Source organism: Pseudomonas sp. ABC1 (genome assembly GCF_013395055.1).
Classification (GTDB): domain Bacteria; phylum Pseudomonadota; class Gammaproteobacteria; order Pseudomonadales; family Pseudomonadaceae; genus Stutzerimonas.
The window spans coordinates 3,092,930-3,105,541 of record NZ_CP058349.1; the positions used below are offsets into that span (position 1 = coordinate 3,092,930).

12 protein-coding genes are annotated in these 12,612 nt (G+C 56.2%); 3 read left to right on the forward strand and 9 right to left on the reverse strand.

Annotation, left to right across the window (positions count from 1 at the left end; translation table 11 throughout):
• Positions 1–8 precede the first annotated feature (8 nt).
• The 5 genes from HW090_RS13505 to HW090_RS13525 are packed head-to-tail and all read right to left on the reverse strand — an operon-like array spanning position 9 to position 5,055.
• Complete coding sequence (locus HW090_RS13505) at positions 9–416, reverse strand: FdtA/QdtA family cupin domain-containing protein (RefSeq protein WP_179114002.1); 408 nt, start codon at positions 414–416, stop codon at positions 9–11.
• A 30-nt stretch (positions 417–446) separates the two neighbouring features.
• Entirely contained in the window at positions 447–1,559 is a 1,113-nt protein-coding gene (locus HW090_RS13510) for a DegT/DnrJ/EryC1/StrS aminotransferase family protein (RefSeq protein WP_218673539.1), read from the reverse strand.
• Between the two features lie 60 nt (positions 1,560–1,619).
• Positions 1,620–2,723, reverse strand: a complete 1,104-nt coding sequence (locus HW090_RS13515; RefSeq protein WP_179114004.1) for an FkbM family methyltransferase — start codon at positions 2,721–2,723, stop codon at positions 1,620–1,622.
• Positions 2,720–3,883: a Gfo/Idh/MocA family protein gene (locus HW090_RS13520; RefSeq protein WP_179114005.1), complete on the reverse strand. Its 1,164-nt coding sequence runs from the start codon at positions 3,881–3,883 to the stop codon at positions 2,720–2,722. Before HW090_RS13520 ends, HW090_RS13515 begins: the two co-directional genes overlap by 4 nt.
• A gap of 11 nt (positions 3,884–3,894) precedes the next feature.
• Positions 3,895–5,055 carry an acetyl-CoA carboxylase biotin carboxylase subunit family protein gene (locus HW090_RS13525; RefSeq protein WP_179114006.1) on the reverse strand — a complete coding sequence of 387 codons (1,161 nt, stop codon included), beginning with the start codon at positions 5,053–5,055 and terminating at the stop codon, positions 3,895–3,897.
• Positions 5,056–5,412: 357 nt separating this feature from the next.
• On the opposite strand from HW090_RS13525, the gene msbA reads away from it, so the two are divergent.
• The 3 genes from msbA (at position 5,413) to HW090_RS13540 (ending at position 9,763) form a co-directional block, all read left to right on the forward strand.
• Positions 5,413–7,209, forward strand: coding sequence for a lipid A export permease/ATP-binding protein MsbA (gene msbA, locus HW090_RS13530; protein ID WP_179114007.1), 1,797 nt, complete (start codon positions 5,413–5,415; stop codon positions 7,207–7,209).
• Positions 7,210–7,443: 234 nt separating this feature from the next.
• Positions 7,444–8,595 carry a glycosyltransferase gene (locus tag HW090_RS13535; RefSeq protein WP_179114008.1) on the forward strand — a complete coding sequence of 384 codons (1,152 nt, stop codon included), beginning with the start codon at positions 7,444–7,446 and terminating at the stop codon, positions 8,593–8,595.
• The gene (locus HW090_RS13540) at positions 8,531–9,763 is read left to right on the forward strand and encodes an O-antigen ligase (protein ID WP_179114009.1); all 1,233 of its coding nucleotides are present in this window, start codon (positions 8,531–8,533) and stop codon (positions 9,761–9,763) included. Before HW090_RS13535 ends, HW090_RS13540 begins: the two co-directional genes overlap by 65 nt.
• Here the strand turns inward: HW090_RS13540 and HW090_RS13545 are convergent.
• From HW090_RS13545 to HW090_RS13560, 4 genes are all read right to left on the reverse strand, one after another.
• Entirely contained in the window at positions 9,722–10,702 is a 981-nt protein-coding gene (locus tag HW090_RS13545; protein ID WP_179114010.1) for a glycosyltransferase family 2 protein, read from the reverse strand. The two genes, HW090_RS13540 and HW090_RS13545, sit on opposite strands and share 42 nt — an antisense overlap.
• Positions 10,702–11,370 (reverse strand): protein kinase family protein, encoded by a 669-nt coding sequence (locus tag HW090_RS13550; protein ID WP_179114011.1) that lies wholly within the window; start codon positions 11,368–11,370, stop codon positions 10,702–10,704. The genes HW090_RS13545 and HW090_RS13550 overlap by 1 nt, the downstream gene beginning before the upstream one ends.
• Positions 11,371–11,476: 106 nt before the next feature.
• Positions 11,477–12,130, reverse strand: coding sequence for a methyltransferase (locus HW090_RS13555; RefSeq protein WP_179114012.1), 654 nt, complete (start codon positions 12,128–12,130; stop codon positions 11,477–11,479).
• Entirely contained in the window at positions 12,127–12,558 is a 432-nt protein-coding gene (locus HW090_RS13560) for a YbaY family lipoprotein (RefSeq protein WP_179114013.1), read from the reverse strand. The genes HW090_RS13555 and HW090_RS13560 overlap by 4 nt, the downstream gene beginning before the upstream one ends.
• Between the last annotated feature and the right edge of the window lie 54 nt (positions 12,559–12,612).

The window sequence follows — 12,612 nt, forward strand, 5'->3', positions numbered from 1 at the left end:
CTGAATGGCTACCTGTCGATGCCTTTCATGAAGTCCCCGTAGTCACGATAGTAGTCGTCCTCGCTGAAATGCTCCGAGGCAAGGACCATGCACACCGATCCACTCGAGAAGTTGTCGATTTCTCGCCAGATCATCGACGGGATATACAACCCGTAATAAGAGCGGTTCATGTGGTACTTGACCTTCTCCTTTCCGTCGTCCAGCAGAATATCGAAGCTCCCTGACATCGCGATAAGCAACTGATGCAGTTCCTTGTGCGCATGTCCTCCGCGATGGGAGCCGCCGGGTACATCGTAGAGGTAGTAGATACGTTTGATATCGAACGGTATGTGCTGGCCTCCTTCTATGAAAGTGAGGCTGCCCCTAGGGTCTTCTATCTTGGGGAGGTCTACGATGCGGCAGTTTTGCAAAGACATCTTATGACTCCGTGCAGGTCAGTCGTTCATTCAGCCGGAAAATGCATTACAGGCTGCAATGATGGAATCACAGTCGTTGGGGGACAGCCCCGGGTATATTGGCAGGCTCAATACGCTTTCGCTCAGGGCTTCCGTGATGGGAAGTTCGAGGGACGAAAGTGTTTCATAGGCAGGCTGTCGGTGAATGGGTAGAGGGTAGTGGATCAGGGTTTCGATACCATTCGCTAATAAATGATCGCGCAGACGATCACGTTGTTCGCAACGGATGACGAACAGGTGCCAGGCGTGTGTTTCGCCGCTCTGCGGTAATGAAGGGAGTTGCAGGCGAGGATTGCGGATTTCCTCGCAATAGCGTCGGGCGATCACATCACGCTCGCTGTTATCAGTGTCCAGTGCACGCAGCTTTATCCTGAGAAAAGCCGCCTGTAGTTCGTCGAGTCGTGAGTTCACTCCAACGCGCTCGTGCAGGTATTTGACCCGCGAGCCATAGTTGCGCAAAGAGCGCAGGCATTCGGCCAGTTCGTCATCGTCGGTTGTGATGATACCGGCATCTCCCAATGCGCCCAGGGGCTTGCCAGGAAACAGGCTGAAAGCGGCTGCGACTCCCCAGTTTCCGGCTTTTCTGCCATTTAGGCTGGCACCGTGTGCCTGGGCGGCATCTTCGATGAGCAACAGCTCGTGCCTGCGGGCAATCTCACGCAGTCGCTCCATATCTGCGAGACGTCCGTACAGATGAACGGCAAGAATGGCGCGTGTATGCGGCCCTATGGCGCGTTCCACCGCATCAGGATCAAGGTTGAAACGCTCCGTTTCAGGCTCGACCAGTTTCAATGCCAGTCCGGTTCCAGTGACGGCCAGTGCGGTCGCAATGAAAGTATTGCCTGGGACGAGCACTTCATCGCCGGGGGCGAGGCGTTGTAGTTCGAGCAGGCTCCGCAAGACGAGTGCAATGGCATCCAGGCCATTACCTACGCCAATACCATGGCGTGTACCGCAGTAGTCGGCGAACTCCTGCTCGAAGAGACGAACCTCTTCACCCTGGATGAACCAGCCGCGCTCCAACACGCGAGAAGTGGCTGCGAGGAAGTCATCTTTGAAGCGACCGTTCAGTGCCTTGAGATCAAGAAAAGGAATATTGGACACTTGTCGCACCTTGGTTCCGGAAAGCGTATCTATATGTGGTGTTGTCGCCAGGAATTGGCTTTACCGCACAGGTTCGTGGGTAGGAATGAAGAACATGACGGTCTCGTAAATGGATTCGGTGTAGTGTCTCAGATAGACCTTGTAGGATGAACTGATCGACAGGATTTCTTCAGGGATTTTCCAGAAGTCGCCAGCCCTGTGATAGACACTCACTGCCAGTCGGGGAGCATGAGTGCGGATAGTCTTCCTGGCACCGTTGAGTGCCTGGAGTTCGGCCCCTTCGGTATCGATCTTTATGAGGGTGGGGTGTATATGCGCCGGCAGCATGTCATCGAGTCTTTCAACTCGGATGCTGGTGCTGCCTGTGTTCGAAATGGCAGATCCCGATCCAGCGACATCCATGCTCAGCGTTTCTGCTGTATCCGATAGGCCGAATGGAAATACTTCTGCCTGCCGGAGTCCGGAGAATGCCTGACGGCAGACGGCGTAGTTCTCCGGCTCGGGTTCAAACGCAAGAATCCCGGCGTATTGTGGGCAGCGCCGGGCAAACTCCAGGCTGGTGAATCCATCGAACGAGCCTACGTCCAGAAAAGTCTCCCCGGCCTGTTTAAGCGCCAGGAAATCTTCGAAGTACTGCTGATCCTGTTTGTCACGCAGGCCTTCAAGAAATTGCAGGTCTTGGGTCAGTCTGAAGTTGACCAGGCGTTCGAAAAGGTCTTTCGACTCCTCATCCTCCAGCTTTTCATAGATGGCTTCGAAGCGCTTTCGGTTGGTGTAGAGTTCCTTCTCGTAGCCTTCGTTGAAGACCAACTCCGGGAGATCAGGTGCCGCATGCTTCTGGAAGGCAAAGTAGTCCAGTTGGATTGCACCGCTTTTCTCAACGATGGCCCTTGCAGTGAAAGGTTTGCCACCGGATGCGACCAGTACGATATCACCTGCCTCCAGACTGTCGCTGCGGACGACAGGAATGCCATGGTAGGAGGTCTCTTGAGTGTAATCATCGATGATACCGTCGATGGAAAACCTCTTCAGGACAGCATTTGCATACAAGTTCCGGCCGAAGATGTATGACTTTGCCGTCCCTTTGGCGCAGAGCAGTTCATGGAACTGAATCGCCCTCCGCCTCAAGGGCTCCGGGTCGTAATCGTCTATGGCCATGTTCATGGTAGGTCGACCCAGCGCTGTTCTTGAGCGGAGGTTTGAACGGCTTCAAATAGCAGGAGTCCTTCGCTGGCTTCATCTATTCCGAATACATAGGGATTGGGCTGACCTTGCTGCTTGATATGGTCTCCCAGTGCGTCCGCGACATCTTGATAGTAGTTGGCAAACGCTTCGATGAAGCCGGCAGGGTGGCCTGCCTTGAAGCGGGTATAACGATCTTCGTTCGCTTCCTCGATATTCCCGCTGGCTCTATCGAGAATGCACCGATTACCGCGATTGTCTGCGGTAATGAGCATTTCGGGAGTTTCCTGCAGCCACTCGGCAGAGCCTTTCTCGCCGAAGACCCGCACTTTCAGTCCATTACGCTGGCCAAGCGCAGCTTTGCTGTACCAGAACGTACAGTCGATATCAGCCGAGTAGCGGATCAGGCAGGACACGGTATCGATGACTTGCGAGAAGTTGCCCAGGCTGCTGGATTGGGCGACGACTCGTAAGGGATGCTGCGCCGTAAGAAAGTACACAAGGGAGTGCAGGTGTGTTCCCAGATCAAGGGACACTGTCGGAATTTTCCCGTCATGCAGTCGCCAGGCCTGAGGAGTCTTTGGGGCCCCTGCAGCATCCAGGCTGATGAACGATTCCTGAGGCATTTCACACTGTATCTGCAGGATTCGACCTAGTTCGCCTGATGCGATTTTCTGCCTGAGCTCACGAACCATCGGGTATCCCGAGTAGTTGTAAGTGACGGCCAGGAAGCCGTTGTGCTTTTCCTGGGCTAGCCTGATCGCATTGGCGTCGGCAGTAGAGGTGGCCAGGGACTTTTCGCAAATAACGGGCAATCCTGCGGCGAAGCAGGCGAGTACGTCGTCCTTGTGCTGGTCCGTAGGGGTCAGGATCAAAACGGCATCGATTCGACCTTTCTCGCTTTCCAGCATCTGTGCGAGGGAGGGGTACAGGCGCGAGGTGTCGATTCCATAGGCATCTGCGCTCTCGCTGTTGCGTTCGGCGCTGCGGCTGAAGCAGCCTGCTACCAGCTTGAAACGATGATCCATCTCGATGGCGATACGGTGTGTCCTGCCGATCGCAGACCGATAGCTGCCACCTAGAAAAGCGACTTGGAAGGTTTTTTCCAGATGCTTGATGGGAGGATAAGGGTGAGAGGCCATGATGGATTTCTTCAGGAAAGGATTTTCGTGAGTGCTGCAAGGTGCGGTGTCGTCTCTTCCAGGGTGCTCTGGTCGGGAAACTCGGCGAACAATATGCCGATTTTGTCAGACGGTGCTTGCTCCAGAGCATGGCCGCTGGTCTTGAGAGGGACGATACTGATCTTGTCGCTGGGAATACTGCAGGAAAAAGAAAGAAAACCGGTCGGCTTGTCGCTGCTGATCGTGTGTCTGGCCATGTAGCGATTGGTCGTAGGCGCGCAAGGTTGGGAGGGCACCTGAAGGAAACCGTTCAGGTAATACTCGCTGTAGTCTATGCCTGTCGATTCTTCGACAAGAAGGTTGTACATGTCTCCAGGGCAGCGGCGCATGCACTCGATAATCCAGTGTTGCTCGCCATCCTGCATGAACTGGGTATGCAATAGGCCGTCTGCCAGCCCCAGCTTGGAAATGATGTCCTCCATGCTCTGCCTGACATCCTCTCGGATTTTTTTCGTGATGCGCGAAGGATGGTTGGAGCAGTTGACCTGATAGGGATAAACGGTACAGAACTCATCGACAAAAAAGTCCAGCGCTATGGCGCCATCCTTGATGAAGGCCGAATGGCTGTGCAACGAGCCTGTTACATACTCTTCTATAAGTACCTGATCATGGCGCGTTGCAAGGAAAGCACGTTCCAACGCTGCTGAGAGTTCCTCTGCACGATTGACCAGCGATATGCCATTGCCACTGAAGTTGTCGACGGGTTTTATCAGCGCAGGGTAATGTATTTCACTTGCTGCGGGTGTTGTCGTGCGTGAACAGTAGATTGCTCGCGGTGCGGATACAGAGTGCTCTGCCGTGAATTTTCGGAACTCGCTCTTTAGATGCAGGATATTCGTGACTGCCAGTGAGTCATATCCAGGCAATCCAAGTTTGCTTGCGGTGTAGGCGCCGGAGAAATAAGAGGCGTCATTACAACTCGGAATAACATATTTGAAGTTGCCTTGTCTCGCGATGGAGAGGACAGCTTCCGGGTCCGAGTAATCTATATGGAATGAGCCATCGGCATGTTGATGGCAAGGATCGTCGGCATGTTTTCCGCAGACGAATACATCAAAATTTCTTTTCTTCAGGCGTGTGAGGAATGGCATTGCGCTGAAGCTGCTGCCGAGTAGTAGAACCTTTTCATTCATTGTTTTGTTCTCTGTGCTTGCCTTGGACTGTTACAGCGAGGGCTCTCTTTTACCTGGAGAATTTATAATGAATAGCAGAGGCTCTTGGTATGTGATGCATATTTCTTGTGTGGATTTTGTCTTGTTTATATGTGCTTGATTTATGTGATTTTTTCAGTTCTTTATTATTGACGATGCCGTTGTGCTTATCAAGAGCGGTCCCCCATGGCATGGAATTCTTGACATTGCCGTGGGCGCTTCTGCTTCTCATTTTTAGGAGAGCCAATGACGGCTATGAGACGTCATCGGGAGGTTCGAGAGTCCGGCTGGTTGGCAGGCCTATGCTAGAATCGCTCTCCCGCCCGTGGATGAAAAAACATGTCTCAGCCTGCTGCCCAGCTGTCCAGCTTCAAACTCTACATGCGCTTGCTTTCCTACGTAAGGCGTTTCAGTGGCATGTTCGCCCTGAGCATGGTTGGGTACATCATCTTCGCCTCGACCCAGCCAATGATGGCCGGATTGCTCAAGTATTTTGTCGATGGGCTGGCCAGCCCCGACTCTGGTACGGTTGATCTGCCGCTGCTGGGATCAATGCAACTGCTGTACGGGGTGCCCGTTGCCTTGTTGCTGATTACCGTCTGGCAAGGTATCGGTTCGTTTCTCGGTGGCTACTACCTGGCGCGGGTGTCGCTGGGGCTGGTGCAGGATTTGCGGGTGCAGCTGTTCAACAACCTGCTGACACTGCCCAATCGCTATTTTGACAACCACTCCACGGGCTATCTGATTTCTCGCATCACCTACAACACGGGGTCGGTCACGGGGGCCGCGACCGATGCGCTGAAGGTGATGGTGCGCGAAGGGCTGACCGTCGTATTCCTGTTCGGCTACCTGCTCTGGATGAATTGGCAACTGACCATGGTGATGGTCGCTATCCTGCCGCTCATCGCACTGATGGTGAAAAGTGCCAGCAAGAAATTCCGTAGTCAGAGCCGCAAGATTCAGAACGCGATGGGTGAACTGACCCATGTTTCCTCCGAGACTATCCAGAACTATCGCGTGGTACGCAGCTTCGGCGGTGAACGCTATGAGCGCGAGCGATTCCTGGAGGCCAGTGAGGACAGTACGCGCAAGCAGCTGCGCATGACGCGTACCAGCGCGATCTACACACCAACCCTGCAACTGGTCAATTATGCAGCCATGGCATTCCTGATGTTTCTGGTCCTGCTGCTGCGTGGTGATGCTTCCGTAGGGGATCTGGTGGCCTATATCACTGCGGCTGGGCTGCTACCCAAGCCGATCCGGCAATTGTCGGAAGTCAGCTCCACGATCCAGAAAGGCCTGGCGGGTGCCGAGAGCATCTTCAGTCAATTGGATGAGCAGCCTGAGCCGGACCAAGGGACCCTTGAACTGGAGCGTGTGCGCGGTGCGTTGAGTGTGGAGCATCTCAGTTTCGTCTACCCGGGCACTGAGAAACGGGTACTGGACGATATCAGCTTCAGTGTCGAGCCAGGTCAGATGGTTGCCTTGGTAGGGCGCTCTGGTAGTGGAAAATCGACCCTGGCCAACCTGATTCCGCGTTTTTACCAGCACCAGGATGGGCAGGTGTTACTCGATGGTCGTCCTATCGAAGATTACCGTCTGGCCAATCTGCGTAGCCATATCGCGCTCGTGACCCAGCAGGTAACGTTGTTCAACGACACTGTCCTGGGAAATATCGCCTATGGCGACTTGCAAGGTCTTCCCCGTGAGGCGGTCGAGCAGGCTGCCGAGGCCGCTTATGCCAAAGAGTTCATCGAGCAATTGCCTCAGGGATTCGACACTGTGGTGGGCGAGAATGGCGTCATGCTCTCTGGCGGACAACGCCAGCGTCTGGCCATCGCGCGCGCCTTGCTCAAGGATGCGCCTCTACTGATTCTCGATGAAGCCACTTCGGCGCTCGATACCGAGTCAGAAAGGCATATTCAGGCGGCTCTGGACCGCCTGATGGAGGGCAGAACCACTTTCGTCATCGCACATCGTCTCTCCACTATCGAGAAGGCAGACCTGATTTTGGTTATGGATAAGGGACGCATCGTAGAACGTGGTACTCATCAGTACTTACTGGCCCTCAATGGCTCTTACGCCCGTCTGCATGCTATGGGCCTGGATGAGAAAAATAATAAAGAAGCAGAGTGAACCTGACCAGAATATGGGTGCCTGAGTGAGGCCCTGATCACATCAGTTGCCGCTTATTACCATGTCAAAGATTGTCTAGCTCTGGGTTTTTCATTCCTGATCTGGTTTTTACCGAGGGTAGAAGGGGGACTGGTGCTTTCAGCTGTGATAATAGGGCTAAGTCATCCCCACGCGCTCCGGTGCAGATAGCGCAAGTCCATTCATGCCCTCTTATATATGAAAAGCGTTGATGATATGGCTGAGTCTCAAGGATCGATAACGAAATACAAGGTCCTGCAGATACAGAATCGCTATAACGTGAGCGCCTCTGACCTTGCCGAGCAAATTATCCAGGGGCTTCCCGAGGAGCGGTTTGAGATCACCGCCGCTTTTTTGCGAGGGGCGCCTGAAAAGGGCGAGTCGCCGAGCCGTGCTGCGCGTACGATTTATTTCGGCTTCAACAAGGCTGCTACCAAGGGTCTTCGTCTTCGTGTGTTGTGGACTCTTTATCGACACTGTCGGAAGGAGCGTTATGACGTGGTTATCGCGCATCGCTTCAAGCCAATCAGTGCTTTTATGATCTTGAACATCTTGCTTCGAGTGAAGGCCTGCATTGGTGTTCTTCATGGGCTGGGGGAGTACGATCGTCGTTATCGCCGCTGGTCGCTGCATGGCCTGCTGACCGAGTGCTGGCGATTTGTCGGTGTATCGCGTGCTGTTTGTGAAGACTTGCGTAGCGAGCAGGGGGCTGGGCTTTCCACGCAGAGTGTCCGTCAAATCAACAACGCTATTGATATCGACTATGCCGAGTCATTGCAGCTTCCCAGAGCGGAGGCGCGTCACCGATTGGCACTTCCTGAAGATGTTTTCGTTTTCGGCTCCATCGGCCGTCTGGTTCCTGTCAAAGGGCATCTCTGTCTATTGAGGGCGTTTGCGCGTGTTGCCTTGCAGGCACCGCAGGTGCATTTGGCGATTATCGGTGAAGGGCGGAGCCGCGATGAACTCGAGGCTTTTATCAACGAAAATGGTTTGTGTGGACGTGTCCATCTGCTAGGGGCTAGAGATGATGCGTTGCAGTATGTCCGCGCCTTCGATGCTTTCGTGATGCCCTCCTTGAGCGAAGGGTTGCCGCTGGCTCTGCTGGAGGGTATGAGTGGTCGGTTGCCGGTGGTCGGTTCAGATATCGATAGTTTGAGATCGATTTTGCGCGGCTGTGGTGGGCGTATTTACAGTGCTACGGAGCCTGAAGAGTTGGCTGAATGCCTGTCGGCGCTGCTGGCCCTTTCCCCAGAGGCGCGGCAGCGTGAGGGTGAAGCTGCCTATGCCTACTTGAGGCGTGAGCATGGAATCGAAGACTTTCGCCGACAATACCGTGAGTTGGTTGAGGAGCTTGTTGTTGAACACTGATTTGAACAGGGCGAGGACTCATTGGGGAGTCATCGTGCTTCTGCTACTCGGCTTCGCCTGTCTGTTACTCGGCATTGCCTTGCCCAGCAGCAAGTTCTATCACCAGTTACTCATTCCCTTTCTTTGGCTGCCGACGCTTTATCTGATGGTGCGGCGGTATGGGCACTGGCGTGAGCGGCTCTCGCCGGTCTTTCTGTTTTCCTTGGCGTTCCTGGCCTGGTCGGCGATGTCCCTGGCCTGGGGACAGGCTGAGGACCCTGGACAGGAATCGAAGCACATGCTGCTGATCTTCCTGACACTGGTGGCAGGCCTGTTCTTGTACCAAGTGCCCACGGGTGGTTTGGAGGCCGTTCTACGACTGGCCAGCTATGTCATGGCGGCATTGGCCGTAGTCTGCATGGTGACGGCTTATATTCTGTATGAGCTGCCTTTCAGCTTCAGATTGACCAGTTTCTGGCAGTTGAACCACCCGATCCTGGCGTCTCACGTCTTCGGTTTCTTTGCCGTGGCGCTGTACCAGATGCGCCCGCATGGGCAAAGGCACCGGCTGTTCTGGCTGCTGGCACTGGCGGCATTGGGTGGTTTTCTACTGTTTGCACAGAGCCGCGGCGTCTGGTTGGCCCTGGTCGCGAGCGTTCTGCTGGCGCCGTTATGGCAGAAGGCTGTGTTCTATAGATGGATAGCGCTTCTCGCGGTGGCGCTGACGGTACTGGTTTTCTGGTTACAGCCGGACATGCTGGTTGATCGAGGGCTTTCCTACCGTCCGGAACTGGCCCAGTTGGGGCTGGAACTTTTTACGGCAGCGCCCTGGATCGGGATTGGTGCAGGCAGTGACTACACACTGACCGTTGCCGGCATTGGGCAGTCGTTCGATCACCCGCACAATTTCTTTATTGGCCTCGCAATCGAGTTGGGCGCGGTTGGCTCGATCATCTGGGGTTGTGTATGGGGGGCCACACTGCTGGCCGGGTGGCGCTGCCGGGCTTCCGGGTTGGGCGCTGCCCTGCTGGGTATATGGTTCTTTGCCAGCATTGCCTTCCTGACCGATGGCGATGCTTCGGGGTTGTGGAGCAAGCCCCGTGAGCTGTGGTTCCTGAGCTGGATTCCGCTGTTGCTGGCGATATCGTTAGCGGCGAGGAAGGAGCCGAACCGCCATTCTTTGCCATAGCCCAGGGCGGCTGCTTGCGGCAGCTGCCGCGATCATTTCCTGTGTGTCTGCCCCCAGGTGCCTGTGGCGCCTGTCCAGAATGCTCCACAACCGGTATGTGGGGCGCTTGTCCTGATCCCCGCTATGCAGCCAGTCACATAGCTGCTGCATGAAGGGAAGGTAATCGCGCAACTCTTCCGGCGATAACGCCTCGTGCTCTTTCCATAGGCGCCAGTGACTGGCCAGTAGGTGTTCAGGGCAGGCAATGCCTGCCTCGGGCAGCGACTGTCGGAAAATATGATCCAGGTTGGTTCTGTTCTGGTGGGCGAGTTGCTGCGAGGCCTGCTGGTCGTGGGTCCTGTAGCGGTAGAGCGGTTGCTGCAGGTTGTGCAGGCGTATTGAGGGGTTATCCATCAGCAGGGAGAAGTAGAAACCGAAGTCCTCGGCATAGCTCAGGGATTCTTCAAAGTGCCTGTCGCCGATGCTGCTTCTGCGCAACAGTGCCGTTGGCCCCGGGATTGTGCGGCCGAAAAACAGGTAGTTGGATTTGAGCTGGGCACTGTCTCCCGGATAGCGGAGGGTGCGTTGTTTCTGGCCGAACGTGCGCATCGCGCAGCCACAGACATCCAGTGCGTGCCGCTGTGTGGCAGCCAGTTGTCGTTCGAAGCGCTGGGGGTGGTTGATGTCATCGGCATCCATCAGGGCGATGAAGTCGCCCTGGCATAGCTCCAGTCCCCGATTGCGCGCTCTGGAGACTCCCCCGTTCGGTTGGGCGTGCAGTTCGATGCGGCTTTCCTTGCGCGCATAGTCTTCCAGGATGGACAGGGAGCCATCGTTGGAGCCATCGTCGATGATGACGATCTGGTCAGGCGGGTGGCTCTGGTCGATGACCGAGTCCAGGGTCTCGCGCAGGAAGGCGGCTGCGTTGTAGACAGGTAGCAGAACGCTGAGAGAACTCATCAGGCTGGCTGTTCGCTCCGATTGAACAGGCTGCTGAGACAGTCGCTGTAGTAGCTTTGTTCCCGCTCCCGCAGTTGCCCTGTGTAGCCACCGATGAAGCATGACTGATGCTCGCTCAGGCGCTGGATATCCTGCTGGTAGCGGAACAGGTGCTGGAAGTTGCGGACGCGCTTGTTACGCCGTAGAGGCGTGGCGGTGCAGATCATGTCCGAGATATCGATCAGGCCCAGTTCACCGGTTTCGGTGAGGATCACATTGCCGAGGTGCAGGGAGCGGAAATACACGCCCTGTTTGTGCAGGCTGGCGATGAAGGCGCCCAGTTGCCGGCAGAGTCGCTGTGCATCGGTCTCCGGGCTGGCAAGGTACTGGCGCAGCGTCTGGCCGGGCAGCGGCCAGTAGTGCACGGCTGTGCGCTCGATGCTTTTGATCGCATAGATATCGATGATGTGTGGACAGGGAATGCCGCGCTTTTCCAGCTCGCGGGCATTCAGGGCGAAGCGTTTTTCGTAGGAGAAGAGTGCGGCAGACGAGAAGAAGCGCTTGCGCCGGAACAGTTTCAGGTAGCTGTCGTCAGCCAGCTTGAGAACTTTCTCGCCATTGTGGTCGGCTTCTATCACCTCGGCATTTTGGCGCAGTGCGGAAAATTGCTGATCGGTGATCGATGGCATGAAAGACTCTATTTCACTGGGTGGCTGGAGAGGGTGGCAGTTTAACCCATGGCGCAGAGGCGGGCATCTCCGTCTTGGAGAACGCGTCTGTATCAGGCCGGGGCTCTCAGGGTACTGATCGATACAGGCTGACCTGGCGAAACTCGTCTGGCTCGGCCAGGTCTGGCCAGGTGCAGGCCTGCATCGTGCCCATGGGTTGGTAGTGCGGGTGCCGGAAGTCGCGGATGCGTGAGTCGGCTACCAGGCTCTGCCTGGCGTGCGCGGAGAAGCGGTCGAGCAGCGGCAGGTTGGCGCGGTCGTAGAGCACGTCGGCGGCCAGCAACAGGTCATAAGGCTGCTTTTCGGCGAAGAGGTCTTCGCTGTAGCCGAGCTTTACGCCGTTGAGTTCGGCATTGGCCTGGCAGGCCAGCAAGGCCAGTGGGTCGATGTCGCAGGCGATCACTTCGGCCGCACCGGCCTTGGCGGCGGCGATTGCGGCGATCCCCGAACCTGAACCGAAGTCCAGTACGCGTTTGCCGGCAACCCATTCGGGGTGCCTGGCCAGTTTGTGCGCCAGCGCCAGGCCACTGGCCCAACAGAAGCACCAGTAGGGCGGTTCTTCGAGAATCCTGCGGGTTTCCTCGGGGCTGAAGGCGCGGTCCATGTTCGCCGCATCGATCAGCCAGAGGCGGATGTCCGTCCCCGGCAGTGGCGTGGCGACCAGCCGGGCATTCCCAAGCAGTTGTTCCAGTGCCTGTTGCAGTGACTTGAGTGCCCTCAAGGCGCGGGGACCAGGTGCAGTGGGCCGAGCGCGCGGCTTTCATCACTGTGAATCGATTTCGGCGGCAGGCGCATGATCAGTCGGCCGGACTGCGTCACGCGTCCGCGCAATTCCACGCGCTGGTCGCTGGGGAAGTTCTCGGGGTTGAACTTGATGATGAAGGGCAGGGTATCGCCCCGCCCCTTGAGCTGGATGCTGCTCAGCAACTTGTCCGGACGGTTGCGCGGATGTACTTCGAGCAGGGCCAGCTCGACATCCGCGCCCTTGGGTACGCCGATCAGGCTGCCGCTCAACTGATGCACCAGCTCTGACGGGCTTTCCTCGACCAGTTCGGGAACGGCGGCGGGCGCCTCTGGAGCAGGCGTCTTGCTTGCACAGGCAGTCAGCAGGAGCGTGAGGCCGAGCAGGGCGATAGGGCGTAGCGGCATGAGGTGTTCCGGGCTGTGAAAGGGAGTGCCCGGATTCTCCCAATCACAGGCGCT

Bases quoted from the DNA above. Each gene is read 5' to 3' on its own strand.
- HW090_RS13515 (WP_179114004.1), bottom strand. From the start codon at position 2,723: ATGAACATGGCCATAGACGATTACGACCCGGAGCCCTTGAGGCGGAGG.
- HW090_RS13505 (WP_179114002.1), bottom strand. From the start codon at position 416: ATGTCTTTGCAAAACTGCCGCATCGTAGACCTCCCCAAGATAGAAGAC.
- HW090_RS13520 (WP_179114005.1), bottom strand. From the start codon at position 3,883: ATGGCCTCTCACCCTTATCCTCCCATCAAGCATCTGGAAAAAACCTTC.
- HW090_RS13545 (WP_179114010.1), bottom strand. From the start codon at position 10,702: ATGAGTTCTCTCAGCGTTCTGCTACCTGTCTACAACGCAGCCGCCTTC.
- HW090_RS13535 (WP_179114008.1), top strand. From the start codon at position 7,444: ATGGCTGAGTCTCAAGGATCGATAACGAAATACAAGGTCCTGCAGATA.
- msbA (WP_179114007.1), top strand. From the start codon at position 5,413: ATGTCTCAGCCTGCTGCCCAGCTGTCCAGCTTCAAACTCTACATGCGC.
- HW090_RS13560 (WP_179114013.1), bottom strand. From the start codon at position 12,558: ATGCCGCTACGCCCTATCGCCCTGCTCGGCCTCACGCTCCTGCTGACT.
- HW090_RS13550 (WP_179114011.1), bottom strand. From the start codon at position 11,370: ATGCCATCGATCACCGATCAGCAATTTTCCGCACTGCGCCAAAATGCC.
- HW090_RS13540 (WP_179114009.1), top strand. From the start codon at position 8,531: ATGGAATCGAAGACTTTCGCCGACAATACCGTGAGTTGGTTGAGGAGC.
- HW090_RS13525 (WP_179114006.1), bottom strand. From the start codon at position 5,055: ATGAATGAAAAGGTTCTACTACTCGGCAGCAGCTTCAGCGCAATGCCA.